The sequence below is a fragment of the Streptomyces sp. NBC_00885 genome (assembly GCF_045207475.1).
Classification (GTDB): domain Bacteria; phylum Actinomycetota; class Actinomycetes; order Streptomycetales; family Streptomycetaceae; genus Streptomyces.
This window is the reverse complement of record NZ_CP108796.1, coordinates 3,219,186-3,244,740: the sequence shown is the minus strand read 5'-3', so window position 1 is coordinate 3,244,740 and position 25,555 is coordinate 3,219,186. Positions and strand designations below refer to the sequence as shown.

The 25,555-nt window shown below is 70.5% G+C and carries 23 protein-coding genes; 17 read left to right on the top strand and 6 right to left on the bottom strand.

All coding sequences use genetic code 11. The annotated features are described in order from the left end of the window. Positions 1 to 126: 126 nt before the first annotated feature. From OHA61_RS14365 to OHA61_RS14330, 8 genes are all read left to right on the top strand, one after another. The gene (locus OHA61_RS14365) at positions 127 to 1,230 is read left to right on the top strand and encodes a DUF2690 domain-containing protein (RefSeq protein WP_406303381.1); all 1,104 of its coding nucleotides are present in this window, start codon (positions 127 to 129) and stop codon (positions 1,228 to 1,230) included. A 152-nt stretch (positions 1,231 to 1,382) separates the two neighbouring features. Next, positions 1,383 to 2,372 carry a malate dehydrogenase gene (locus OHA61_RS14360; protein ID WP_324972518.1) on the top strand — a complete coding sequence of 330 codons (990 nt, stop codon included), beginning with the start codon at positions 1,383 to 1,385 and terminating at the stop codon, positions 2,370 to 2,372. A gap of 369 nt (positions 2,373 to 2,741) precedes the next feature. Beyond that, positions 2,742 to 4,238 (top strand): aldehyde dehydrogenase family protein, encoded by a 1,497-nt coding sequence (locus OHA61_RS14355; protein WP_406303380.1) that lies wholly within the window; start codon positions 2,742 to 2,744, stop codon positions 4,236 to 4,238. Positions 4,239 to 4,265: 27 nt separating this feature from the next. Further along, a complete protein-coding gene (locus OHA61_RS14350; RefSeq protein ID WP_406303379.1) occupies positions 4,266 to 5,801 on the top strand; it encodes a GMC family oxidoreductase in 1,536 nt (511 codons plus the stop codon). Between the two features lie 53 nt (positions 5,802 to 5,854). Next, complete coding sequence (locus OHA61_RS14345; RefSeq protein WP_406307360.1) at positions 5,855 to 6,937, top strand: glycine betaine/L-proline ABC transporter ATP-binding protein; 1,083 nt, start codon at positions 5,855 to 5,857, stop codon at positions 6,935 to 6,937. Further along, positions 6,934 to 8,883, top strand: a complete 1,950-nt coding sequence (locus OHA61_RS14340; RefSeq protein WP_406303378.1) for an ABC transporter permease subunit — start codon at positions 6,934 to 6,936, stop codon at positions 8,881 to 8,883. Before OHA61_RS14345 ends, OHA61_RS14340 begins: the two co-directional genes overlap by 4 nt. 36 nt (positions 8,884 to 8,919) lie before the next feature. Further along, entirely contained in the window at positions 8,920 to 9,873 is a 954-nt protein-coding gene (locus OHA61_RS14335) for an ABC transporter substrate-binding protein (RefSeq protein WP_406303377.1), read from the top strand. A gap of 63 nt (positions 9,874 to 9,936) precedes the next feature. Further along, positions 9,937 to 10,260: a hypothetical protein gene (locus OHA61_RS14330; RefSeq protein ID WP_406303376.1), complete on the top strand. Its 324-nt coding sequence runs from the start codon at positions 9,937 to 9,939 to the stop codon at positions 10,258 to 10,260. A 149-nt stretch (positions 10,261 to 10,409) separates the two neighbouring features. Here the strand turns inward: OHA61_RS14330 and OHA61_RS14325 are convergent, their stop codons facing one another. Both OHA61_RS14325 and OHA61_RS14320 read right to left on the bottom strand, forming a co-directional pair. Continuing rightward, the gene (locus OHA61_RS14325; RefSeq protein WP_406303375.1) at positions 10,410 to 11,141 is read right to left on the bottom strand and encodes an isocitrate lyase/phosphoenolpyruvate mutase family protein; all 732 of its coding nucleotides are present in this window, start codon (positions 11,139 to 11,141) and stop codon (positions 10,410 to 10,412) included. A gap of 37 nt (positions 11,142 to 11,178) precedes the next feature. Continuing rightward, on the bottom strand, positions 11,179 to 11,679 hold the full coding sequence (locus OHA61_RS14320) for a carboxymuconolactone decarboxylase family protein (RefSeq protein WP_406303374.1): 501 nt from the start codon (positions 11,677 to 11,679) through the stop codon (positions 11,179 to 11,181). Between the two features lie 47 nt (positions 11,680 to 11,726). On the opposite strand from OHA61_RS14320, the gene OHA61_RS14315 reads away from it, so the two are divergent. Beyond that, on the top strand, positions 11,727 to 13,127 hold the full coding sequence (locus OHA61_RS14315; RefSeq protein ID WP_406303373.1) for a PLP-dependent aminotransferase family protein: 1,401 nt from the start codon (positions 11,727 to 11,729) through the stop codon (positions 13,125 to 13,127). 248 nt (positions 13,128 to 13,375) lie between these two features. Here OHA61_RS14315 and OHA61_RS14310 read toward each other — a convergent pair whose 3' ends face one another. Further along, complete coding sequence (locus tag OHA61_RS14310; protein WP_406307359.1) at positions 13,376 to 14,230, bottom strand: hypothetical protein; 855 nt, start codon at positions 14,228 to 14,230, stop codon at positions 13,376 to 13,378. 124 nt (positions 14,231 to 14,354) lie between these two features. Between OHA61_RS14310 and OHA61_RS14305 the strand changes: the two genes are divergently transcribed. Further along, the gene (locus OHA61_RS14305; RefSeq protein WP_324972811.1) at positions 14,355 to 14,660 is read left to right on the top strand and encodes a hypothetical protein; all 306 of its coding nucleotides are present in this window, start codon (positions 14,355 to 14,357) and stop codon (positions 14,658 to 14,660) included. Between the two features lie 16 nt (positions 14,661 to 14,676). Further along, positions 14,677 to 15,858, top strand: coding sequence for a glutathionylspermidine synthase family protein (locus OHA61_RS14300; RefSeq protein WP_406303372.1), 1,182 nt, complete (start codon positions 14,677 to 14,679; stop codon positions 15,856 to 15,858). A 7-nt stretch (positions 15,859 to 15,865) separates the two neighbouring features. On the opposite strand, the gene rocD is transcribed toward OHA61_RS14300, so the two are convergent. After that, positions 15,866 to 17,071, bottom strand: a complete 1,206-nt coding sequence (rocD, locus tag OHA61_RS14295) for an ornithine--oxo-acid transaminase (protein ID WP_328670297.1) — start codon at positions 17,069 to 17,071, stop codon at positions 15,866 to 15,868. Positions 17,072 to 17,397: 326 nt separating this feature from the next. Between rocD and glyA the strand changes: the two genes are divergently transcribed. The 3 genes from glyA to OHA61_RS14280 all read left to right on the top strand — a co-directional run bounded on the left by glyA (position 17,398) and on the right by OHA61_RS14280 (position 20,533). Continuing rightward, positions 17,398 to 18,666 carry a serine hydroxymethyltransferase gene (gene glyA / locus OHA61_RS14290; protein WP_406303371.1) on the top strand — a complete coding sequence of 423 codons (1,269 nt, stop codon included), beginning with the start codon at positions 17,398 to 17,400 and terminating at the stop codon, positions 18,664 to 18,666. A 145-nt stretch (positions 18,667 to 18,811) separates the two neighbouring features. Beyond that, positions 18,812 to 19,825 carry a tryptophan--tRNA ligase gene (gene trpS / locus OHA61_RS14285; RefSeq protein WP_406303370.1) on the top strand — a complete coding sequence of 338 codons (1,014 nt, stop codon included), beginning with the start codon at positions 18,812 to 18,814 and terminating at the stop codon, positions 19,823 to 19,825. Positions 19,826 to 19,951: 126 nt separating this feature from the next. After that, positions 19,952 to 20,533, top strand: coding sequence for a 2'-5' RNA ligase family protein (locus tag OHA61_RS14280; RefSeq protein ID WP_406303369.1), 582 nt, complete (start codon positions 19,952 to 19,954; stop codon positions 20,531 to 20,533). 15 nt (positions 20,534 to 20,548) lie between these two features. On the opposite strand, the gene OHA61_RS14275 is transcribed toward OHA61_RS14280, so the two are convergent. Further along, positions 20,549 to 21,304 (bottom strand): decaprenylphospho-beta-D-erythro-pentofuranosid-2-ulose 2-reductase, encoded by a 756-nt coding sequence (locus tag OHA61_RS14275; RefSeq protein WP_406303368.1) that lies wholly within the window; start codon positions 21,302 to 21,304, stop codon positions 20,549 to 20,551. A 226-nt stretch (positions 21,305 to 21,530) separates the two neighbouring features. On the opposite strand from OHA61_RS14275, the gene OHA61_RS14270 reads away from it, so the two are divergent. Then, positions 21,531 to 22,538 carry a YihY/virulence factor BrkB family protein gene (locus tag OHA61_RS14270; protein ID WP_406303367.1) on the top strand — a complete coding sequence of 336 codons (1,008 nt, stop codon included), beginning with the start codon at positions 21,531 to 21,533 and terminating at the stop codon, positions 22,536 to 22,538. On the opposite strand, the gene OHA61_RS14265 is transcribed toward OHA61_RS14270, so the two are convergent. Further along, on the bottom strand, positions 22,434 to 23,642 hold the full coding sequence (locus tag OHA61_RS14265) for a D-alanyl-D-alanine carboxypeptidase family protein (protein WP_406303366.1): 1,209 nt from the start codon (positions 23,640 to 23,642) through the stop codon (positions 22,434 to 22,436). The two genes, OHA61_RS14270 and OHA61_RS14265, sit on opposite strands and share 105 nt — an antisense overlap. A 121-nt stretch (positions 23,643 to 23,763) precedes the next feature. Between OHA61_RS14265 and OHA61_RS14260 the strand changes: the two genes are divergently transcribed. Together OHA61_RS14260 and OHA61_RS14255 are read left to right on the top strand one after the other, a co-directional pair. Beyond that, complete coding sequence (locus tag OHA61_RS14260) at positions 23,764 to 24,015, top strand: SCO4848 family membrane protein (protein ID WP_361902486.1); 252 nt, start codon at positions 23,764 to 23,766, stop codon at positions 24,013 to 24,015. An 11-nt stretch (positions 24,016 to 24,026) separates the two neighbouring features. Then, the gene (locus OHA61_RS14255; RefSeq protein ID WP_406303365.1) at positions 24,027 to 25,439 is read left to right on the top strand and encodes a metallophosphoesterase; all 1,413 of its coding nucleotides are present in this window, start codon (positions 24,027 to 24,029) and stop codon (positions 25,437 to 25,439) included. Positions 25,440 to 25,555 lie beyond the last annotated feature (116 nt).

The window sequence follows — 25,555 nt, the reverse complement described above, 5'->3', positions numbered from 1 at the left end:
GGAACTGACATCCTGGCCCTGCGCATCCCAGTGGGTAGTCCGGTACACGGACTCCCGAGGTACACCGCAGGGGGTCAGGAGCGCGGGGCACATCAGGCACGTTCGGGGGGACAAGGGGGGAAGCACATGCCTCGTTGGAAGGCACTGCCGGAGGAGCTGGACCCGCAGGTCAGAGAGTTCACCAGTCAGCTGCGCCGACTGGTGGACCGCAGTGGGCTCGGCATCGCCGCGGTGGCGGACCGCACCGGGTACAGCAAGACGTCCTGGGAGCGGTATCTCAACGGGCGGCTGCTCGCGCCCAAGGGCGCGATCGTCGCGCTCGCGGAGGTGACCGGTACGAACCAGGCGCATCTGACCACCATGTGGGAGCTCGCCGAGCGCGCCTGGAGCCGGGCCGAGATGCGTCACGACATGACGATGGAAGCGATACGGATATCCCAGGCGCGGGCCGCACTCGGCGAGTTCGGGCCTGCCCCGGCGGGCACCGCGAACGGCCGCGCGGGCGGCCGCACGGCCGCGCCGGCGGACCCGGAAAGCGGCCACGAACCGGGCGGGCGCCGCCGGGATCCGGGCAGCCGGGATCACCAGCCGCAGAGTCCGTCGTACGTACCGACGCACCACGAGCCGGACGGACTTGGCGGGCCGGGCCATCCGGGCTCCCCGTCCGCGCCGGGTTCCCCTTCCGCGCCGGGGTCGCTGCCCTCCGCCCCGTCCCCCGGACGTGGGCGTGGCGGCAAGCGCAAGGTCACCATGTTCCTGGCCGGTCTCGTCGGCGCTCTGCTGGTGATCGCCGCGGCCGTGCTGCTGACCGACCTGGGCGGGGACGGCGACGACAAGCCCGTGGCCAAGCCCCCCTCCAGCGCCCCGACGACAAGCAGCCCGCCGCTGCCCGCCGGAGTGAAGTGCAGCGGCAAGGACTGCACCGGGCAGGACCCGGAAGCGATGGGCTGCGGTGGCCAGTTCGCCAAGACCGTCTCGTCCGCGACCGTCGGCAAGGCCTTCGTCGAGGTCCGCTACAGCAAGACCTGCCAGGCGTCCTGGGCCCGTATCACCCGCGCGGCGCCCGGCGACACGGTGCAGATCAGCGTGGGCGGCAAGGGCGCCCAGAACGGCCTGGTGAACGCCGACAAGGATGCGTACACCCCGATGACCGCGGTGACCGGGCCGGCCGACGCGAAGGCGTGCGCCACGCTCACGACGGGCGTCAACGGCTGCACCACGCCGCAGTGATCCGCGCCACAAGGGGGCGTAGGTTGGCGGTGTCCGGGGTCGGATAGCCTGACCGCTGGATATCTCTTCATGTCGAGACACCGATCGATCATGGGAGATGTCCAGCATCAGGGGCAGGGACCCCTACCGCCAGCTGTCTTACGGAGATCGCCATGACCCGCACTCCCGTCAACGTCACCGTGACCGGCGCGGCCGGCCAGATCGGCTACGCGCTGCTCTTCCGCATCGCCTCCGGCCACCTGCTCGGCGCGGATGTGCCGGTGAAGCTGCGTCTGCTCGAAATCCCGCAGGGCCTGAAGGCCGCCGAGGGCACCGCGATGGAGCTCGACGACTGCGCGTTCCCGCTGCTGCGCGGGATCGACATCACCGATGACCCGAACGTCGCCTTCGACGGCGCCAACGTGGCCCTGCTCGTCGGCGCCCGCCCGCGCACCAAGGGCATGGAGCGCGGTGACCTGCTCTCCGCCAACGGCGGCATCTTCAAGCCGCAGGGCAAGGCCATCAACGACAACGCCGCGGACGACATCAAGGTCCTCGTCGTCGGCAACCCTGCCAACACCAACGCGCTCATCGCGCAGGCCGCTGCCCCGGACGTACCGGCCGACCGCTTCACCGCGATGACCCGCCTGGACCACAACCGCGCGATCTCGCAGCTCGCCGCCCGGACCGGTGCCGCCGTCTCCGACATCAAGCGCCTCACCATCTGGGGCAACCACTCGGCGACCCAGTACCCGGACATCTTCCACGCGTCGGTGGCCGGCAAGAACGCCGCCGAGGTCGTCAACGACGAGAAGTGGCTGGCCGAGGAGTTCATCCCGACCGTCGCCAAGCGCGGCGCCGCGATCATCGAGGCCCGCGGCGCGTCCTCGGCCGCCTCGGCCGCGAACGCCGCCATCGACCACGTCCACACCTGGGTCAACGGCACCGCGGACGGCGACTGGACCTCGATGGGCATCCCGTCGGACGGCTCGTACGGCGTGCCGGAGGGCCTGATCTCGTCGTTCCCGGTCACCACGAAGGACGGCACGTACGAGATCGTCCAGGGCCTGGACATCAACGAGTTCTCGCGTGCGCGCATCGACGCGTCGGTGAAGGAGCTGGAGGAGGAGCGCGCGGCGGTCCGCGAGCTCGGCCTCATCTGATCCGCAATTCGCTGAAAGCTCCCGGCGGCCGTATGGCTGCCGGGAGCTTTCTCGCATGTGGATGCCTTTGCGGCGCAGGGGGAGCCTCGGCGAAGAAGTTCGAGCCCGCGTGGGACGCGCTGACGCGGTCGCGTCCACGCCTCAGGGCTTCCCGACGTCCACCTGCGGCTCCCTCGCCCGCCGCGGTGTCCGCCCGCCACAGCTGGGGCGGCCCAGGCAGGGCCCGATGCGTGGCGTAGGCACCGGATAAGTGACACGCGACACTTTCGACCACCCATTGCGCATGCTTCCCACGCCCAGGGGCAGGCGCCCCGTCCGCCGGTCCACACCGGCGGGGATCACATCGGGAACGGGAAGGCAAAACGCGACGTGTCGGCACAACAGACCATCCACGTGGGCGGAGAGTGGCGTGCAGCCGCCTCCGGGTCCGCGCGCGAGATACTCGACCCCGCTGACGCGACCGTGTTCGCCTCCGTCGCGGAGGGCGGGGCCCTGGACGCGGACGCCGCGGTCGCCGCCGCGCGTACCGCGTTCGACCAGGGCGAATGGCCCCGGACTCCGGTGGCCGAGCGGGCCGCCGTGCTCAGGCGCGTCGCGGATCTGCTGCAGCGCAACCGGGAGGCGCTCGGGCAGCTGGAGAGCCGGGACGCCGGGAAGACCGTCGAGGAAGGCCGCATCGACGTCGACTGCGTCAGCGACGCTTTCCGCTACTTCGCCGACCTCGTCATGAACGAGAGCGGCGGCAGAGTGGTGGATGCCGGTTCGCCGGACATTCACAGCTTCGTGGTGCACGAACCCGTAGGGGTCTGTGCCCTCATCACGCCGTGGAACTATCCACTCCTTCAAGCGAGTTGGAAGATTGCCCCGGCTCTGGCCGCGGGCAATACTTTTGTGATCAAGCCGAGCGAGATCACTCCGCTGACGACCGTCGAGCTGATCCAGCTGCTCGAGGAGGCGGGGCTGCCCGCCGGTGTGGCGAACATCGTGACCGGACCGGGCGACACCGTCGGGGCCCGGCTCGCCGAGCATCCCGATGTGGACCTGGTGTCCTTCACCGGCGGGCTCGCCAGCGGTACGAAGGTGATGCGCGCCGCCGCCGACAGCGTCAAGAAGGTCGCTCTCGAACTCGGCGGCAAGAACCCCAATGTCGTCTTCGCGGACGCCTGCGAGAGCGACGAGGCATTCGACACCGCCGTCGACCAGGCCTTGAACGCCGCCTTCATCCACAGCGGACAGGTCTGCTCCGCCGGGTCCCGGCTCATCATCGAGGAATCCCTGCGCGAGCGCTTCGTCGGCGAGCTCGCCCGCCGGGCCGAGCGGATCCGTCTCGGACGCGGCACCGACGAGGGTGTCGAGTGCGGTCCCCTCGTATCCGCGCAGCAGCTCGCCAGGACCGAGGACTATGTCGCCTCCGCCCTCGCCGAGGGCGCGGTGCTGCGCGCCGGCGGGCAGCGGCCCGAAGGGGACGAGTACGCCGACGGGTACTTCTACCGGCCCACCGTCCTCGACCAGTGCCACCGCGGCATGCGCGTCGTCCGCGAAGAGATCTTCGGGCCCGTCCTGACCGTGGAGACCTTCCGTACCGAGGACGAGGCCGTCGCCCTCGCCAACGACACGGAGTACGGGCTCGCCGGCGCGGTGTGGACCGCCGACCAGGGGCGGGCGCGGCGCGTCGCCGGGCGGCTGCGGCACGGGACCGTCTGGATCAACGACTTCCACCCCTACCTCCCGCAGGCGGAGTGGGGCGGCTTCGGAAAGAGCGGCATCGGGCGAGAGCTCGGTCCCGCCGGTCTCGCCGAGTACCGCGAGGCCAAGCACGTCTACCAGAACCTCGCCCCGCGCCCCGTGCGCTGGTTCAAGGGCTGAGCCAGGGCCGAGTTGGAGAACGAACACATGAGCACCTACGACTATGTCGTCGTCGGGGGCGGCACCGCCGGATCGGTGATCGCATCCCGGCTCACCGAGAACCCGGACATCACCGTCGCCGTCATCGAGGGCGGCCCGAGCGATGTCGGCCGCGACGACGTCCTGACCCTGCGGCGCTGGATGGGGCTGCTCGGCGGCGAACTCGACTACGACTACCCGACCACCGAGCAGCCGCGCGGCAACTCCCACATCCGGCACAGCCGCGCCCGTGTGCTGGGCGGCTGTTCCTCCCACAACACCCTCATCGCCTTCAGGCCACTGCCGTCCGACTGGGACGAGTGGGCGGCGGCCGGGGCCGACGGCTGGGACGCGGCCGCCATGGACCCGTACTTCGACCGGCTGCGGAACAACATCGTCACGGTCGACGAGAAGGACCGCAACGCCATCGCCCGCGACTTCGTCGACGCGGCCCACAGCGCGCTCTCGGTCCCGCGCGTCGAGGGCTTCAACAACAAGCCCTTCCACGAAGGCGTCGGCTTCTTCGACCTCGCGTACCACCCGGAGAACAACAAGCGTTCCTCCGCCTCGGTCGCGTATCTGCACCCCTTCCTCGACCGCCCGAACCTCCATATCGCCCTGGAGACCTGGGCGTACAAGCTGGAGCTCGATGGCACCCGGGCGACCGGCGTGCATGTGCGGACCAAGGATGGCGAGGAGCAGGTCGTCCGTGCCCGGCGCGAAGTGCTCGTCTGCGCGGGCGCGGTGGACACCCCGCGGCTGCTGCTGCACTCCGGCATCGGACCGCGCGCCGACCTGGAAGCTCTCGGCATTCCGGTCGTGCACGATCTGCCGGGAGTCGGCGAGAACCTGCTCGACCACCCGGAGTCGGTGATCGTCTGGGAGACGCACGGGCCCATCCCCGAGAACTCGGCGATGGACAGCGACGCGGGCCTGTTCGTACGGCGCGATCCGGGCGAGCAGGGGCCGGACCTGATGTTCCACTTCTACCAAGTCCCGTTCACCGACAACCCGGAGCGGCTGGGCTATGAGCGGCCCGCGCACGGGGTGTCGATGACGCCGAACATCCCCAAGCCGCGCAGCCGCGGCCGGTTGTATCTGACCAGCGCGGATCCGGATGTGAAGCCTGCGCTGGACTTCCGTTACTTCACGGACGAGGACGACTACGACGGCCGGACCCTCGTCGACGGGATCAAGCTCGCCCGCGAGATCGCCCGGGCCCATCCGCTGGCGGGCTGGCTGAAGCGGGAGGTCTGCCCGGGGCCCGAGATCACCTCCGACGAGGCGATCAGCGAGTACGCGCGCAAGGTGGCGCACACCGTCTACCACCCCGCCGGCACCTGCCGGATGGGCGCAACGACCGATGAACTCGCGGTAGTGGAACCGGACTTGAGGATCCGTGGACTCGACGGCATCCGTATCGCCGATGCGTCCGTCTTCCCGACCATGCCCGCCGTGAACCCGATGATCGGGGTCCTGATGGTGGGAGAGAAATGCGCCGAGCTGCTTGCGGCGGCGTCCGACGAGAGGGGTGAACTCCGATGAAGTCCGAAGCAGTGGACAAGACCGCGAACGCGACCGTGAACGAGGCGGTGGACATGACCAAGAAGGCCGGCGACGACAGTGCGCCGCCCGTCTTCTCCGTACGCGACCTGTGGAAGGTCTTCGGCCCGAAGGCGGAACGCATCCCCGGCGACGCCGAACTCGGCGCGCTCGGCCCGGCCGAGCTGCGTGCCCGTACCGGCTGCACCGCCGCCGTGCGCGACGTCTCCTTCGATGTGCACAAGGGCGAGGTCTTCGTCGTCATGGGCCTCTCCGGCTCCGGCAAGTCGACCCTCGTACGCTGTCTGACCCGGCTGATCGAGCCGACGTCCGGGGCGATCGCCATCGACGGCGAGGACGTGCTCTCCATGGACACGGCCCGGCTGCGCGAACTGCGCCGCCGCCGCGCGTCCATGGTCTTCCAGCACTTCGGGCTGCTGCCGCACCGCTCGGTGCTCGACAACGTCGCCTACGGTCTGGAGATACAGGGCCTCGGCAAGGCCGCGCGCCGGGCCAGGGCGGCGGAGGTCGTCGCCAAGGTGGGGCTCGAAGGGCTCGAGCACCGCAGGCCGGGCCAGCTGTCCGGCGGTCAGCAGCAGCGTGTCGGGCTCGCCCGCGCGCTCGCCGTCGACCCCGAAGTGCTGCTCTTCGACGAGCCGTTCAGCGCGCTCGACCCGCTGATCCGGCGCGACATGCAGGAGGAGGTCATCCGCCTGCACCGCGAGGAGGGCCGGACGATGATCTTCATCACGCACGATCTGAGCGAGGCGCTGAAGCTGGGCGACCGTATCGCGCTGATGCGGGACGGGCGGATCGTGCAGCTGGGCACGCCGGAGGAGATCGTCGGCTCGCCCGCCGACGACTACGTACGGGACTTCGTCCGCGATGTGCCGCGCGAGCAGGTGATGACCGTGCGCACCGCCATGCGCCCCGCGGACGGCGGCGAGGCGGACGCGGGACCGGCGATCGCTCCCGACGCGACGGTCTTCGAGGCGATCGAGGCCGTGGCCCGCACGGGGTCCCCGGTGCGGGTCATGGAGTCGGGCCGCTGCGTGGGCGTTGTGGACCACGCGGGTCTGCTGAACGTGGTGGCGGGCCTGGACCGCGGCGCGCATACCGACAAGGTGGTGGTCGCATGACGGCCGTCACCACCGCTCCCGTCAAGGAAACGCCCGCACTGCGCGCCCTGCTGAAAAGCCCCGTTCAGCGCAAGCTGCTGGTGCTGTGCCTCGCCGCGCTGGTGCTCGTACCCGTCGGCATCGCCCTGTGGGGCAGCGGCAGTTGGCCCGCCGGGCTGACCGTCGACGTCTCGGGTCCCCTCGACGACGCCAACAAGTGGGTCATCGACAACCGTGACACCCACCCCCTCTTCCTCTACTTCCTGCTCCACTTCTCCAACACCGCCACCGACGCGGTCGACGCCGTGTACGGCTTCCTGGACTCCATGGGCTGGCTGGGTGTCATGGTCGCCGGGGTGCTGTTCGCCTGGCGCGCCGCCGGGCTCGGGCGGCGCGGGATCAAGGTGGCGGCCACCGCGTTCGGGGCGTTCGCCGTCTGCGGGCTGCTCGGGATGTGGGACGCCACGCTGATCACCATCGCGCTGATGGTGGTCTCCGTGGCGGTCGCCGCCCTGCTGGGCGTGCTGATCGGGCTCGCGGCCGGACTGTCCGGGCGCGTCGACCGGGCGCTGCGGCCGGTGCTCGACACCATGCAGGTGCTGCCCGCGTTCGCGTATCTGCTGCCGTTCGTGCTGGTCTTCGGCACCGGCACGCCCGCCGCGCTGTTCTGCACGGTCATCTACGCGGCCCCGCCCATGGCCCGCCTCACGGCGCTCGGGCTGCGCGGCGCCGATCCGGCCGTGCTGGAGGCCTCCGCGTCGCTCGGTGCGAGCGGCTGGCAGCGGCTGCGGACCGCGCGGCTCCCGCTCGCCCGCAAGCAGATGCTGCTGGGTCTCAACCAGACGATCATGATGGCGCTCTCGATGGTCGTCATCGCGGCGCTCGTCGGGGCCGGCGGCCTGGGCGAAGCGGTGTACTCGGCACTGTCCACGGTCGACGTCGGCAAGGCGCTCGCCGCGGGTATCCCGATCGTGCTGATCGCGATCTGGCTGGACCGTACGACGGCGGCCGCGGGCGACCGTATCGGCGAAAGCACTCCCGGCGGCGGGCTGCTGCACGGCCGCCCGGCCTGGGCCCTGGTGCTCGGGGGCGTCGTGGCCGCCGCGCTGGGCGGCCTCGCCATCGGCAGGGCCTGGCCGGAGGGCTGGACGTACGACATCTCCTCGCCCGTCAACAAGGCGCAGGAGTGGATCACCGAGAACCTGACCTTCACCGAGGTCTGGTCGCGCGAGTTCACCCTCTGGATCCTCAACCCCCTGCGCGACGCCCTGGTCTGGCTCCCCTGGTGGTCGCTCCTGCTGCTGGTCGCGGCCGTCGCCTGGCTGGTCGGCACCTGGGCGACCGCGCTCACCGCCACGCTGTCGATGGGCGCGATCGGCGTCCTCGGCGTGTGGGCGAAGTCCCTGGACACGCTCTCGCAGGTGCTCGCGGCGCTCGTGCTCACGCTGGTGCTCGGTGTGCTCGCGGGCATCTTCTGCGCGCGGGCCGGGCGGCTCGAACGCTGGCTGCGGCCCGTACTCGACGCGATGCAGACGATGCCGCAGTTCGTGTATCTCATCCCGGTGGTCGCGCTGTTCGGTGTCACCCGCGCCTCGGCGATCATCGCGGCCGTCGTGTACGCGCTGCCCGCCGTCGTGCGCATCACGACCCAGGGCCTGCGCGAGGTCGACCCGGCCGCGCTGGAGGCCTCCCGCTCGCTGGGTGCCTCGACCCGCCAGCAACTCCTCCAGGTCCAGCTGCCCCTGGCCCGCCCGGCACTGCAACTGGCCGTCAACCAGGGCGTCGTGCTGGTGCTTGCGGTCGTCGTCGTCGGCGGCCTGGTCGGCGGCGGAGCCCTCGGCTACGACGTCGTCAAGGGCCTGTCCCGGGGCGATATGGGCGTCGGCATGACCGCCGGAGTCGCGATCGTCTGCCTGGGTCTCGTACTGGACCGGATCACGCAGCCCGCAGCCCGCAAGACCGACTGAACCCCGTCCCTCAGTAACAGGAGCAAGAGAACCACCATGCGCATTCTTCGAACCACCACTGCTGTCATCGGCGCCCTCGGCGTCCTCACCCTCAGCGCGTGCGGCGCCGCGGAGACCGGAAAGAAGGACGCGGTCGGCGGCGACAAGACCGTGAAGCTGACCGTCCCTTCCTGGGTCGGCGCCCAGGCCAACACCGCCGTCGCCGCGTACATCCTGAAGAAGGAGCTGGGCTACACCGTCAAGACCCAGCAGATGGGTGAGGTTCTCGCCTGGGACGCGCTCTCCAAGGGCGACATAGACGCGATCATGGAGGACTGGGGTCACCCCAAGGAGGAGAAGCAGTACCTGACGACGAAGAAGACCGTCGTCAAGGGCGGCGACCTCGGCGTGACCGGGCATATCGGCTGGTTCGTGCCGAAGTACTTCGCGGACAAGCACCCCGACGTCACGGACTACAAGAACCTCAACAAGTACGCCAAGGACTTCAAGACCGGCGAGAGCGGTGACAAGGGCGAGATCCTTGAGGGCTCCCCGGACTACGTCACCAACGACGATGCGCTCATCAAGAACCTGAAGCTGAACCTGAAGACCAACTACTCGGGTTCCGAGGCCGCGCAGATCACCGCGATCAAGAAGTACGCGAAGGCGCAGAAGCCCTTCCTGACGTACTGGTGGACCCCGCAGTGGCTGAACGCGCAGGTCGACATGGTCGAGGTCAAGCTGCCGGAGTACAAGACGGGCTGTGACGCGGACCCGAAGAAGATCGCGTGCGCGTACCCGAACACCCCGCTGCAGAAGTACCTCAACGCGGACTTCGCCAAGAACGGCGGCGAGGCGGCCGAGTTCCTGAAGAACTTCAAGTGGACGACCGAGCAGCAGAACGAGGTCGCCCTGATGATCGCGGGCGAGAAGATGTCGCCGGAGGCGGCGGCCGAGAAGTGGGTCAAGGCGAACGAGGCGACGTGGAAGGCGTGGCTCCCGAAGAAGTGATCCGAGCTCTGAGTCTGCTCAACTCGCTTGAGTGAACGGGGGTTCGCGGATGAAGATCCATTCATGTTCTTCGGATCCGGCAAGCGCGAACTCACCGTACTCGTTGTGCGTGACGCGGACGGCATTCTCGATGCCGTCCGCGCCGCGCTGTCCACGGCCACCCCGGAGGAACGCCCCGGCCTGGAGCGCGCCGCCGCGATCATCGCCGAGGCGTCGGAAGCCTCCGCCGCCGAACTGCGCGGCCGGTGGGTACGCCAGCAGCTCGACGTGGCGGGCATCGAGGGCCCGGCCTACTCGATCCCCGCGATCAAGGCCCTGCGCCAGGCACAGCCGGGGCTGAGCCTGCTGGCGGCGGTGGAGTTCGCGAAGGAGGCGGACGCGGGGTAACCGGGGGCGCGAATGTTCGGCGGGGCCGTATATCCAGCCCGTCCGGCGTTTGAGGACATGCGGCCGGAGGTCGCATATGGGGTTCGGGGCGGAGCCCCGATTCGGGAAGGGGCGGGGCGGGGAACAGGCCCGCCGCAGGCGCCCCCTGGCTAGTTCGCGCCGCCCGGCCGCAGCTCCTCCGCCAGCTTCCGCGCCGCCACCACCGCCTGCTGCTGCAGATACGGCCCGAACGTCACCCGCGTAGCCCCCAACCGCCCCAGTTCCGCGATCCCCGGGCTGCCCGGCAGCGGCGCGACGTTGATCGGGACGTCGATCTCCTTGCGCAGCAGGGGGAGTTGCTGCGGCGGCACCGCGAAGGGGTAGACGCAGTCCGCCCCCGCCGCCGCATACAGCCGCGCCCGCGTGATCGCCTCAGCCGGGTCGCTGACTCCGCGCAGGAACGAGTCGACGCGGGCGTTGACGAACAGGCGGTCGCCCGCGGCGGCGCGGACCTCGGCGAGCCAGTCGGCGTGGCGCCGGGGGTCCTTGAGCGTCCTGGTCCGGGAGTCGGAGTCCTCCAGGTTGCAGCCGACGGCGCCGGAGTCGAGGAGGCGGGCGACCAGCTCCTTCGGGGCCAGGCCGTAGCCGTCCTCGATGTCCGCGGAGACGGGGATGTTCACCACGCGGGTGATACGGGCCACGGCCGCGAACATCTCGTCGGCCGGGGTCTGCCCGTCCTCGTAACCGAGGGACGCCGCGACTCCCGCGCTCGGTGTCGCGAGCGCCGGGAAACCCGCCTCCGCGAAGGCGAGCGCGCTGGCCGCGTCCCACGGTCCCGGCAGGACGAGGGGATCGCCGGGCGCGCGGTCGTGGTGGAGGGAACGGAAGACTTCAACGGTCATGTCGGATACCCCGGTCTGGTCGGTTCTCGTACGCGGATCAGTGCTTGAACTGGCCGGGCGTGTAGTGCCCGGGGACCATGCGCGTGCTCACGGCGAGGCGGTTCCATGCGTTGATGACGGTGATCGCCGAGATCAGCTGCGCGAGCTCCGCCTCGTCGAAGTGCTTGGCGGCCCTCTCGTACACCTCGTCCGGCACGAAGCCGTCGGTCAGCACGGTGACGGCCTCCGTCAGCTCGATCGCCGCGATCTCCTTCTCGGTATAGAAGTGCCGCGACTCCTCCCACGCGCTGAGCTGGATGATCCGCTCCACCGACTCGCCCGCCGCGAACGCGTCCTTGGTGTGCATGTCCAGGCAGAACGCGCAGTGGTTGATCTGCGAGGCGCGGATCTTGACCAGTTCGAGAAGGACCGGGTCGAGGCCCTGCCGGGCGGCCGCGTCCAGCTTGGCCATGGCCTTGTAGACCTCGGGGGCGAGCTCCGCCCATGGCAGTCGGGGGGTGTGCTCGGGGGCGTGGGACTGGCTCTCGTTCGGAGTCATGCGGAGGAATCTAGTGCGTATGCGGCGCAGGAGTATGGTCCATCTCCATGACGGATTCCTGGGCCACTTTCGGCGCCGACCTGCATCTTGAACTGCGGGGTTCCGGGCTGCGCGCGGGACTCATGGACGCCTTGCGGGAGGCCGTGCGCACGGGACGGCTGGCGCCCGGGACGCGGCTGCCGTCCTCGCGTTCGCTCGCCGCCGACCTGAGGATCGCCCGCAATACGGTCGCCGACGCGTACGCCGAGCTCGTCGCCGAGGGGTGGCTCACCGCGCAGCAGGGCTCGGGCACGCAGGTCGCCCGGCGGGCCGCGCCGAGGAAGCCGACGGCGGGTGCGCCGCGGACCCGGCCGGCCCGCGGCGGACCCCAGTACAGCCTGATGGCCGGCAGCCCCGACCTCGCCTCCTTCCCCCGCGCCGAATGGCTGAAGGCGGCCCGCCGCGCGCTGACCGCGGCGCCGCACGAGGCCTTCGGATACGGAGACGCGCGCGGGCGCATCGAGCTGCGGACCGTACTGGCCGACTATCTGGCGCGGGCGCGCGGCGTGTACGCGGATCCCGAGCGGATCGTCATCTGCTCCGGTTTCGTCCACGGGTTGATGCTGATGGGAAAGGTGCTCAGGCGGCGGCGCGTGCGCGAGGTGGCGGTCGAGTCGTACGGACTCGACGTGCACTGGAATCTGCTGACCGAGGCGGGGCTGCGCACGTCCGTGCTCCCGTACGACGAACTGGGCACCCATACGGACGAGTTGGGCGGGCGGGGCGGAGCCGGTGCGGTGCTGCTGACACCGGCGCACCAGTTCCCGACGGGCGGCGCACTGCACCCCGACCGGCGCGCGGCGGCGGTCGACTGGGCGCGCGGGACGGGCGGGCTGATCCTGGAGGACGACTACGACGGGGAGTTCCGCTACGACCGCCAGCCGGTCGGCGCGCTCCAGGGACTCGACCCGGACCGCGTGGTCTACATGGGGACCGCGAGCAAATCGCTCGCGCCGGGGCTGCGGCTCGCCTGGATGGTGCTGCCCGGGGAACTAGTGGGGGACGTGCTGGAGGCGAAGGGCTCCGTCGACTGGGTGTCCAGTGCGCTGGACCAGCTGACGCTCGCGGAGTTCATCGCGTCCGGCGCGTACGACCGTCATGTACGGGGGATGCGGCTGCGCTACCGCCGACGGCGCGACCAGCTCGTCGCCGCACTGGCGGAGCGGGCGCCGCACATCCGGGTCAGCGGGATCGCGGCGGGACTCCACGCGGTACTCGAACTCCCGCCGGGCACGGAACGCTCGGTGATCCAGGCGGCGGCATGGCAGAACCTGGCGGTGGAGGGCGTCTCACGCTTCCGCCACGGGGACGCGGCGCGGGGGCGGGATGCGCTGGTAGTGGGGTACGGCACGCCGCCGGACAGCGCGTGGACGGGCACGCTGGACGCGCTGTGCCGCGCGCTGCCGTGACATCTCATCGGGGCGGCCCGGAGCGCCTGCGGCGGGCCTTGTCCCCTACCCGCCCCTTCCCGAACTGGGGGCAAGCCCCCAGACCCCCGAATGCGACCTTCGGCCGCATGTCCTCAAACGCCGGACGGGCTGAATGTGCGGCCCAGCCGCACAATCCAGCCCCGCCGGCGTTTGAGGCGCGGGGTCTGGGGCGGAGCCCCAGTTCGGGAAGGGGCGGGTAGGGGAACAGCCCGCCGCAGGCGACCCGCTCACGCCCCCCGCGCCACCGGCTCCTCCACCCGCGCCGGTGCCGGAGGCTCACCGAAGCGCGCCAGCGCCAGCGCGCCCGCCACCGCCACCGCGAACCCCGTGATCCCCAGCCACGCCAGCCCCTCCCGGGTCCGGTCGCCCAGCCACACCACCCCCACCAGCGCCGGGCCGATCGTCTCGCCGAGCACCATGCCCGCCGTGGCGGTCGTCACGGAGCCGCGCTGCAGCGCCGAGGTGAGCAGCAGAAACGCCGCGCCGCCGCCCAGCAGCAGCGCGTACAGGGCCGGATTGGCCAGTACGCCCGGCAGCGCGAGCGAGTCGATCAGGCGGACCGAGACCTCGACCACGCCGAAGCCGAAGCCCGCGCCGAGGCCGAGTACCAGGGCGCGCGACTTGTCGGGCAGGCGGCCCGCCGCCGCGCCGAGAAGGAGCACGCCGAGCGCGACGCCGAGCATCGACCAGCGCAGCGCGTCCGTTCCCGCGCGGTCGCCCTCTTCGCCGGAGGCGAGGCCCAGCATCGCCAGACCGCCGCAGACCACCGCGACCGCCGCCCATTCGATTCCGCTGAGTCGGACGTGGAGCAGCGGCGCGGCAACGACGGCGGTGACCGCGAGGCTGGCCGCGAGCGCCGCGCCGACCGCGTAGATGGGGATGGAGAGCAGGGCGACGATCTGGAGGACGAAGCCCAGGCCGTCCAGGCCGAGTCCGGCGACATAACGCCACTGGCGCAGCGAGCGCAGCAGCAGCCCCGGGTCGACCCCGGAGCCGGTGCCCGGCTCCGCGGCGCGGGCGGCCATGGCCTGGAGAACCGAGGCCGTGCCGTAGCAGACCGCTGAACCGAGCGCGCAGATCATCCCGAAGAGCACAAAGCGACTCTAGAGGAGGACGGTTGGCGGACCGGGATCACGGGGGCGCGAGGCGGCCATCTAGTCTGTTCGACGGCCTACAGGCATGAATTCGAACGGGGGCGACCGGCTGATGGCGCGACGCAGGCTGAGGTCGAGCACGGTGGTGCTCGGCGGTATGGGGGTGCTCGCGGCGACGATCACCTCCTGCGGCTCCGACCCGGACAAGCGCTGCGTCGACCCGGTGACCCGGGAGAAGCTGCCCAGTTACGAGTGCGAGAGCAGCAGCGGCGGTGGCAGCACCAGTGGCAGCAGTGGCACCCGCGGCTCGTACTACTACGGCGGCCAGGTCAGCGACGGCAAGGTCGAGGGCGGCAGCTTCGACAAGACCGCCGTCGACCGCGGCGGCTTCGGCTGCTCCGGATCCGGCGGCGGCTGAGCCGGAACCTGCCCGCATGAAGCGTCACACCATCGCCCCCCGCCCCGGCTGGCAGGAGACCGTCGAGGAGCAGGGCCTCGTCTATCCGCTCACCCGCTACCCGGACGACTCGCTGCGCCCCTACTGGGACGAGAGCGCCTACTACGCGTTCACGCTGCCCGAGGTGGAGGCGCTGGAAGAGGTAGTCGAGGAACTGCACGCCCTGTGCCTTGCCGCGGCCGCGTACATCGTCGAGCACGACCGCTTCGCCGACCTCGGCATCACCGACCCCAGGCTCGCCTCGCTGATCGCCGATTCCTGGCGGCGCCGGGCCGAACTCCCTTCCGTCTACGGCCGGTTCGATCTGCGCTACGACGGCACGGGCCCGGCCAAGATGCTGGAGTACAACGCCGACACCCCCACCTCCCTGGTCGAGGCCGCCAGCCCGCAGTGGTTCTGGATGGAGGACCGCTTCCCCGGCGCCGACCAGTGGAACTCCCTCCACGAACGCCTCGTCGGCGCCTGGAAACGGCAGGCGCCCCTGCTGCCTCCCGGGCCGCTGCACTTCGTCCACTCCGACGGGGACGAGCTGGGCGAGGACCTGATGACCGTGGCGTATCTGCGCGAGACGGCCGAGCAGGCGGGGCTCGCCACCGAGGCGCTGTCCGTCGAACGGATCGGCTGGGACCGGCTCTCCGGACGCTTCGTCGACGACCGGCTGCGGTTCATCCGCAGCTGCTTCAAGCTCTATCCGTGGGAGTGGCTGGCCACCGACCGCTTCGGGCCGTACGTGCTGGACACCCTGGACAACGGCGGCGGCACCGGCAGCACCTGCTGGATCGAGCCCGCCTGGAAGATGCTGCTGTCCAACAAGGCGCTGCTGGCCATCCTGTGGGAGCTGAACCCGGGCCACCCGAACCTGCTCCCCGCCTATCTCGACGGCCCCCGCGAACTCGCCGCCGAGCGGGGCTATGTCGCCAAACCGCTGCTCGGCCGCGAGGGCGCGGGGGTCACGATCCACGAGCCGGGCGCCGCTCCCGTACTGCGTGACGAGCCGTGCTGCTACCAGGAGCTGGCCCCGCTGCCGGACTTCGACGGCAACCGCGTGGTGCTCGGCGCATGGGTCGTCGAGGACGAGGCGGCGGGGCTCGGCATCAGGGAATCGGCGGGGCCGGTCACGGACGAGTACGCCCGCTTCCTGCCCCACGTCATCCTCTGACCGCTACCTACGCGCCCAGGACGGCCCTGAGCTGGTCCAGACCCCAGTCCAGGTCCTCCTTGCTGATCACCAGCGGCGGCGCGATCCGGATCGTCGAGCCGTGGGTGTCCTTGACCAGGACCCCGCGGTCCATCAGCTTCTCGGAGATCTCCCGGCCGGTGCCATGACTCGGCACGATGTCGACGCCCGCCCACAGCCCGCGGCCGCGAACCGCCTCGACCGCGCCGCCGCCCGTCAACAGGCCCAGCTCGTGGTGGAGATGCTCGCCCAGCTCTGTGGCGCGCTGCTGGAACTCGCCGGTGCGCAGCATCGCGATCACCTCGAGCGCCACCGCGCAGGCCAGCGGATTGCCGCCGAAGGTCGAGCCGTGCTCGCCGGGACGGTAGATGCCGAGCACCTCGCTGGAGGAGACGACCGCCGACACGGGGACGACACCTCCGCCGAGCGCCTTGCCCAGCACGTACATGTCGGGCACGACGCCCTCGTGCTCGCAGGCGAAGGTCTTGCCGGTCCGCCCGAGGCCCGACTGGATCTCGTCCGCGATGAAGAGGACGTTCCGCTCGCGGGTCAGCTCACGGACCCGCGGCAGATACCCGGCCGGCGGCACCAGCACACCGGCCTCGCCCTGGATCGGCTCCAGCAGCACGGCCACGGTGTTCGCGCTCATCGCCGTCTCGAGCGCGGTCAGGTCCCCGTACGGAACGATCTCGAAGCCGGGCGTGTAAGGGCCGAAGTCCGCGCGTGCCTCATGGTCCGTCGAGAAGCTGATGATGGTGGTCGTACGGCCGTGGAAGTTGTTGGCGGCGACGACGATCTTCGCCTGGTTCTGGGGGACGCCCTTGACCTTGTAGCCCCACTTCCGGGCGGTCTTCACGGCCGTCTCCACCGCCTCCGCCCCGGTGTTCATCGGCAGCACCATCTCCATGCCGCACAACTCGGCGAGCTGCGTACAGAAGTCCGCGAACCGGTCGTGGTGGAACGCGCGGGAGGTGAGCGTGACCCTCTCCAGCTGCGCCTTGGCGGCGTCGATCAGCCGGCGGTTCCCGTGGCCGAAGTTGAGTGCCGAGTACCCGGCAAGCATGTCGAGGTAGCGGCGCCCCTCGACATCGGTCATCCACGCGCCGTCCGCCGAGGCGACGACCACGGGGAGCGGGTGGTAGTTGTGCGCGCTGTGGGCCTCCGCAGAGGCGATGGCGCTCTCCGTTGCAGACACGGGATCTCCGTTCACGTAGTGACAAGGCATCCGGCGTGGGGCGGGGTGTGCCCCTGTTTCTATCGTCGCTCGAATGGTGGACGAAGAAACCTTCATGTCAGGCCGACCCCTTAGGCTGGAGAGTACGCACGGCGACTGGCGTACGGGGAAGTGACCCCGAGGGAACCGCGCGCGGAAGATCACACGAGGTGCCGCCCGCCTGGGTACCCCGGGACACGTCCCGTGTGGTGCCGCACGCCCCCTGCCATGGGTGATCCGCCTCTGGCCAGGGACCCCCGAGCGCACCCCGGGACCTCGACCGAGCACGGATCGCCCCGGAGGACACGATGACTCTTCCCCTGCCGCACCCCGCCCTGGCCGCCACGGACCCCGAACTGGCGGCTCTCGTCGGTGCCGAGGAACAACTTCAGGCCGACACCCTGCGCCTGATCCCCAGCGAGAACTATGTCTCGCGCGCCGTCCTCGAAGCCTCCGGCACGGTCCTGCAGAACAAGTACAGCGAGGGCTACCCGGGCCGCCGTTACTATGAGGGCCAGCAGAACATCGACAAGGTCGAACGGCTCGCCATCGACCGCGCCAAGGCCCTCTTCGGTGTCGAGCACGCCAATGTCCAGCCCTACTCCGGCTCCCCGGCCAACCTCGCCGTCTATCTCGCCTTCGCCGATCCCGGCGACACCGTGATGGGCATGGCCCTGCCCATGGGCGGCCACCTCACCCACGGCTGGGGCGTGTCCGCCACCGGCCGGTGGTTCCGCGGCGTCCAGTACGGCGTACGCCACGACACCGGCCTCATCGACTTCGACGAGGTGCGCGAACTCGCCCTCAAGGAACGCCCGAAGATCATTTTCTGCGGAGGCACCGCACTGCCCCGCACCATCGACTTCGCGGCCTTCGCCGAGATCGCCCGCGAGTCCGGCGCCGTGCTGGTCGCCGACGTCGCCCATATCGCCGGCCTGATCGCGGGCGGCGCCCACCCCTCACCGGTCCCGCACGCGGACGTGATCTCCACGACCACCCACAAGACCCTGCGCGGGCCCCGCGGCGCGATGCTGATGTCCCGCGAGGAGCACGCCAAGGCCCTCGACAAGGCGGTCTTCCCCGGCCTCCAGGGCGGCCCGCACAACCAGACCACCGCCGCCATCGCGGTTGCCCTCCACGAGGCGGCCCAGCCCTCCTTCCGCGACTACGCCCACGCGGTCGTCGCCAACGCCGGGGCTCTCGCCGACGAACTGCTCGCCCGCGGCTTCGACCTGGTCTCCGGAGGCACCGACAACCACCTGATCCTGATGGACCTCACCCCCAAGGACGTGCCCGGCAAGGTGGCGGCCAAGGCGCTCGACCGGGCGGGGATCGTCGTCAACTACAACACCGTCCCGTACGACCCGAGGAAGCCCTTCGACCCCTCCGGCGTCCGCATCGGCACCCCCTCCCTCACCTCCCGCGGTCTCGGTACGCAGCACATGGCGGCGGTCGCCGAGTGGATCGACCGGGGCGTGAGAGCGGCCGGTGCGGGCGACGAGGACGCGCTGGCCGCGATCCGCGCGGAGGTGGCCGAGCTGATGGCGGCCTTCCCGGCGCCGGGGCTGAGCGCCTGATTGCTCTGACTTGTGCGGCCGCCCCGCCCGAACGGCGGGGTGGCCGCCGGGGCGCGCTGTGTTCCTCGTCTCATTGACCGCGACCGCCCCGAAGGGTCACCTCCGGCGGCCGGAAATCGGTTCCGCACCTGAGAGAATGATGAGCATGGCCTCAGACCGACCCCGCGCGCTCTCCGGTATCCAGCCCACCGCAGGCTCGTTCCACCTCGGGAACTACCTCGGTGCCATCCGCCAGTACGTGGCGCTGCAAGAGACCCACGACGCGTTCTACATGGTCGTGGACCTGCATGCGATCACCGTGCCGCAGGACCCGGCCGAGCTGCGCGCCAACACCCGGCTCGCCGCCGCCCAGCTGCTGGCCGCCGGTCTCGACCCCGAGCGCTGCACGCTCTTCATCCAGAGCCATGTCCCCGAGCACGCCCAGCTCGGCTGGATCATGAACTGCCTCACCGGCTTCGGCGAGGCCTCCCGGATGACCCAGTTCAAGGACAAGTCCGCCAAGCAAGGCACCGACCGCGCCACCGTCGGCCTGTTCACGTACCCGATCCTGCAGGTCGCGGACATCCTGCTCTACCAGGCCAACGCCGTCCCGGTCGGCGAGGACCAGCGCCAGCACATCGAGCTCACCCGTGACCTCGCCGAGCGCTTCAACACCCGTTTCGGCCAGACCTTCACCATCCCGGCGCCGCACATCGTCAAGGAGGTCGCGAAGATCTACGACCTCCAAGACCCGACGATCAAGATGAGCAAGTCGGCGTCCACGCCCAAGGGCCTGATCAACCTGCTCGACGATCCGAAGGCGACCGCCAAGAAGGTCAAGAGCGCGGTCACGGACACCGACACCGTCATCCGCTTCGACCCCGCCGGGAAGCCGGGAATCTCCAACCTGCTGACCATCCAGTCCACCCTCACCGGCAGGACCATCGCCGAGCTGGAGGCGGGGTACGAGGGCAAAATGTACGGGGCACTGAAGACGGACCTCGCCGAGATCATGGTGGACTTCGTCACTCCGTTCCGCACCCGTACGCAGGAATATCTGGACGACCCCGAGACGCTGGACTCGATCCTTGCCAAGGGCGCGGAGAAGGCCCGCGCCGTGGCCGCCGAGACCCTGGCCTCGGCCTTCGACAAGGTGGGGTTCCTGCCCGCGAAGCACTGAGTACGCACAGTTGCGTACCGATTCATCACCGAATCAGCACTGTGTCCAAGGCCTCTGGCCACACCGGCGGTGCAGCCGCCACACTGGCGGCTGCACACCTAGCTACCGACGACTGAGGAGAACGACGTGGGGACCGTAACGCTCGGCGTTTCGATCGCGGTCCCGGAGCCCTATGGCAGCCTGCTCCAGGAGCGGCGCGCGGGCTTCGGTGATCCCGCCGCGCACGGCATCCCCACGCATGTCACCCTCCTTCCGCCCACCGAGGTCGACGGCGAGGCGCTGCCCGCCATCGAGGCGCATCTCGCCGCGGTCGCGACGACCGGCCGTCCGTTCCCGATGCGGCTGTCCGGCACCGGGACCTTCCGGCCGCTCTCGCCCGTCGTCTTCGTCCAGGTCGTCGAGGGCGCGGCGGCATGCTCCTGGCTGCAGAAGCGGGTGCGGGACGCCTCCGGTCCGCTGGTGCGGGAGCTGCACTTTCCGTACCACCCGCATGTGACCGTGGCGCACGGCATCGCCGAGGAGGCGATGGACCGGGCGTACGAGGAGCTGTCCGAGTACGAGGCGGCCTGGACGTGCGCCTCCTTCGCGCTGTACGAGCAGGGCGCGGACGGCGTGTGGCGCCAGCTGCACGAGTACGCCTTCGGGGGCGGCATCGCGGCCGTCCCCTCCCAAGGCGCCCCGGTGGACGAGCGAGCCGCCACCCCCTGACCCCTGCTGCCCTGATCAGAGCGGCAGTCGGCGGAACAGCGGACGCGGCAGATGCCGCAGCCCGGACATCACCACGCGCATCGCCCCCGGCACCCACACCGTCTCCGACCTGCGCCGCAGCCCGAGCTCAATGGCCGCGGCGACCGCCTCGGGCGTGGTGGTGAGCGAGGCGGCGGGCAGCCCGGCCGTCATCTTCGTCCGCACGAATCCGGGGCGCACGACCATCACGTGCACACCCGTCCCGTGCATCGCGTCGCCCAGGCCCTGCGCGAAGGCGTCCAGGCCGGCCTTGCTCGATCCGTAGATGAAGTTCGCGCGGCGGGCGCGCTCACCGGCGACCGAGGAGAGCACCACCAGCGAGCCGTGCCCCTGCTGCTGCAGTGCCGCCGCGCACACCAGAGAGGCCGAGAGAGCCCCCGTGTAGTTGGTCTGGGCGACGCGGACGGCCGCCGGGGGATCGGACTCGTCATTCGCCTGGTCGCCGAGTACGCCGAAGGCGAGCAGCACCATGTCGATGTCGCCCTCCGCGAAGACCTTGCCCAGCACCTCCTCGTGGGAACCGGGGTCCAGGGCGTCGAAGGCGACGGTGCGGACATCGGGCCCGAGGGCGCGGAGCGCGGCCGCCGCGTCCTCCAGGGACGGCGCGTGGCGGCCCGCCAGCCAGACCGTGCGGGTGCGGCGGGCGATGAGGCGCCGGGCGGTGGCCAGCCCGATCTCCGACGTGCCGCCGAGGACGAGCAGGGACTGCGGGGGGCCGAAGGCGTCCTTCATGGCTGGTGTCTCCTTGGAGGGAGGGGCGGCTCGGGGGGTGCGTCGCGCGGGGAGCGGGGGCGGCGATGGCGCCGGTCCTGTGGCGGGTGTCGGCGGCCATGGCGCTGACCGTATCGCCGCGTATGCCCCAATTCGGCAATGCCTCACGGGTCCGCCGGAAATGGGTGATTAAACGATTCCGGGGACCCGGGCGCTCGTGTTGCCGCGTGGAGGGTACGCGTACGACATGGACTGGCTGATCAAGCTCCCCGTCGTCGGACCGCTCGCCGTCCGGCTGATGCGCACCCACGCCTGGCGTTCGTACGAGACGCTCGACCGGGTGCACTGGACGCGGTTGGCCGCCGCGATCACCTTCATCAGCTTTCTCGCGCTCTTCCCGCTGATCACCGTGGCCGCGGCGGTCGGTGCGGCGCTGCTCGACCAGCAGCAGCTGACCAAGCTCGAGAACAAGATCGCCGAACAGGTACCGGGCATCTCCGACCAGCTCGACATCAACTCCCTGGTCGACAACGCGGGCACGATCGGACTGGTCGCGGGCGCGCTGCTCCTTGTCACCGGCATCGGCTGGGTCGGCTCGATGAGGGACTGCCTGCGGGTCGTCTGGGGGCTGGACGACGAGGAGGAGGGCAACCCCGTACTGCGCAAGCTCAAGGACGGGATCGTCCTGCTCGGTCTCGGCGCGACCGCGCTCGCCTCGATCGCCGCGTCGGGCCTCGGCTCGACCGCCGTCGGCTGGAGCGCCGACCGGCTCGGCATCGACAAGGGCGGAGCCGGTGGCGTACTGCTCCAGGTCGCGGGCATCTCGATCGCCGTCGTCGCCGACTTCCTGCTGCTGCTGTATCTGCTGACACTGCTGCCGGGTGTGCAGCCGCCGCGCCGGCGCCTGATGGTGGCGGCAATGCTCGGCGCGGTCGGCTTCGAGCTGCTCAAGCTGCTGCTCGGCGGCTATATGCGGGACGTCGCCTCGAAGAGCATGTACGGCGCCTTCGGCGTCCCGGTCGCCCTGCTGCTGTGGATCAACCTCTCGGCGAAACTGCTGCTGTTCTGCGCCGCGTGGACGGCGACGCAGAGCAGAGAAGCCGTCGACGAGGCGAGCGACGACGCCGTCGACGAGGCGGGCGGGGACGCTCTAGCGACGGCGCAGCGGCCAGCGGCGGTTGACGAGGTAGACCCCGGCCGCCAGCACCACCAGCGCCCCGCCCGTGACGGCGAGCGCGATGCCGATGCCCCCTGAGCTGTCCTTCGCGGCGACCGTCTTGGCCGGTGCGCCGTTGTTGGCCTGTTCGTTGCCGCCCGAGGCAGGCGTTGTCGCGGACCTCGGCGCGACCAGCTCGCCGACCGGAGTCACCTTCCCGGCCGCCGCGAAGCCCCAGTCGAGCAGCCGCCCCGCCTCCTTGTAGACGGCCTGGCCCTCGCCGGAGTCCGGGTTCATGACGGTGACGAGCAGCACCTTGCCGTTTCGCTCGGCGACACCGGTGAAGGTCGCGCCGGCGTTGGTGGTGTTGCCGTTCTTGACGCCCGCGATGCCCTTGTACGGGGAGATGCCGTAGTCGCCGGTGAGCAGGCGGTTGGTGTTCTGGATCTCGAAGGTCGCGCGCGCCTTGCCCGGCTTCTGCTCGCCGGGGAACTTGGCGCTCGCCGTCGCGCAGTACTCGCGGAAGTCCTTCTTCTGCATGCCGCTGCGGGCGATGACGGTCAGGTCGTACGCGGAGGAGACCTGGCCGGGGGCGTCGTACCCGTCGGGAGAAACGACATGCGTGTCGAGCGCCTGGAGCTCGTCGGCGTGCGCCTGCATGTCCTGGACGGTCTTGCGAACGCCGCCGTTCATCTCGGACAGCACATGCACCGCGTCGTTGCCGGAACGCAGGAAGACGCCGAGCCACAGATCGTGGACGGAGTACGTCTGGTTCTCCTTGACCCCGACCAGGCTGCTGCCCTCGCCGACGCTCGCGAGCTCCTTGGGGGCCACCTTGTGGATCTCGGTCTTGGGCAGCCGGGGCAGCACGGTGTCCGCGAACAGCATCTTGAGCGTGGACGCGGGCGGCAGCCGCCAGTGCGCGTTGTGGGAGGCCAGCACCTCGCCGCTCTCCGCGTCCGCGACGATCCAGGACCGGCCGCTCAGATCCTTGGGCAGCACGGGCGCGCCGGGGCCGAGGCTGACCTGGGTGCCCGCCCGACCCAGTTGGGTCCCGCCGACGGTGGACATGGAAGCCGGTGGATTCGGGTGTTGTCTGCCTGCCTTGTTGCCAGGGCTGTGGGCCGACGCGGGCGCGACGGCGAGTGCGGGCAGCAACGTGGCGGCGGTGACCGTCAGCGCGGTCTTCTTCAGAGCAGACACGGACGAGAACGTACAGGGCGCTGAAGAAAATATGCTCATCAGGTCGATGACCCGCCGAGGGGACCGCCGGGACAGCCCACCCCGAAGAACCCGGTCGGAGGACGGGCGCGATACTGAGTCCATGAAGCTCAGCCGCCCCGTCTCCTGGTTCCTGCTCGCGTTCGGGGTGTGGAGCTGGTTCATCTGGATCACTTTCGTCAAGAACCTGTGGAAGGACGGCAGCGGGCTCGCCTTCGACGACGCGGGTGACCCGACCGGGTATTTCTGGGTCCATCTGCTGCTCGCCATTACGTCCTTTGTTCTGGGGACGGTCGTCGGGGGGATCGGGTTGCGTGGCGTTCGGGCGTTGCGCCGAGAAACGCCTCAGGAATAGGGGAGCGGTCCGTGCTGGTGGTCGTCCTGCTTGTGGTGATCGGGGTCGTCGCCCTGTTGGCGGGCGTGCACTGGTACGTCTGGCGGCGTCTGGTCCGCGACACGACGGCGCCCGGGGGCGTTGCGCGCCGGGTGGGCACGGCGGCGATGTGGGCGCTGCCGCTGCTGTCGGTGGCGGCGCTGGTCTCGGGACGGGCCGGGGCGCCGTTCTGGCTGGAGCGGGTGGTGGCGTGGCCCGGCTATCTGTGGCTGGCGGTGCTGCTGTATCTGGTGCTGGGGCTCGTGGTGGGGGAGCTTGTGCGGCCGCTGCTGCTGCGCCGGGGCAGAATAACTTCCCCCGCCCCGCCGCTCCCCGAAACCGGGGGCCAGGTCACTCGGACCCCTGAGCCGTCGCTGCCCGCCGGCTCCACCGGTTCGACCCGTACCGATGTGGCCGAGGCGTCCGCGGGGACAGTTCCCGCCGAAGCACGCGCGGGTGCGACCGCGACGGCTTCCGCCGAGGCGTCCGCCGGGACCCTCGCCACCGACGCGACCGAGGCGTCCGCCGGGGCGGCCCGTACCGACGCGGCCGCGGGCCCCGGTGCCGACGGGCAACGAACGCTCTCGCGGCGACTGTTCGTCTCGCGTGTCGTCGGCGGCGCAGCCGCCTCCGCCGCCCTGGGGACCGTCGCCCACGGGACCTACGGCGTCCTGCGCGGGCCCAGGGTGAAGCGCGTCACCGTACCGCTGGCCCGGCTTCCCCGTGCCGCCCACGGGTTCCGGATCGCCGTCGTCAGCGATATTCACCTCGGGCCGATCCTCGGGCGTGGGCACACCCAGCGGATCGTCGACACCATCAACGCCACCTCCCCCGACCTCGTCGCCGTCGTCGGGGACCTCGTCGACGGCAGCGTGGCGGACCTCGGGCCCGCCGCCGAGCCGCTCGCGCGGCTCACCTCGCGCTACGGCTCCTTCTTCGTGACCGGAAATCACGAGTACTTCTCCGGCGCCGACGAGTGGGTCGACCACGTCCGTGAGCTCGGGCTCAAGCCGCTCCAGAACGAACGCGTCGAGATCGGCGCCTTCGATCTCGCCGGTGTCAACGACATCGCGGGCGAGAGCGAGGGCGACGGCCCCGATTTCGGGAAGGCGCTCGGCGACCGGGACCGTTCCCGGGCGTCCGTGCTTCTCGCGCATCAGCCCGTCGTCATCCACGACGCTGTCGAGCACGGCGTCGACCTCCAGCTTTCCGGCCACACCCACGGCGGCCAGCTCTGGCCGGGCAACTATCTTGCCGCACTCGCCAATCCGACCGTCGCCGGGCTGGAGCGGTACGGAGACACCCAGTTGTACGTGTCGAGGGGAGCGGGCGCATGGGGCCCGCCGGTACGCGTCGGTGCGCCCTCGGACATCACCGTCGTACAACTCGCATCCCGCCACGCATAACCGCCGCATGTCTTCCACATGGCGCAGGAATGGCTTTGGCATAGCCCAGGCATAGCCGTTGTCACAGTTGTCTGTGAGCCATAAATCCATCCTTCCTCTTGTGAACGCCCCTGTGG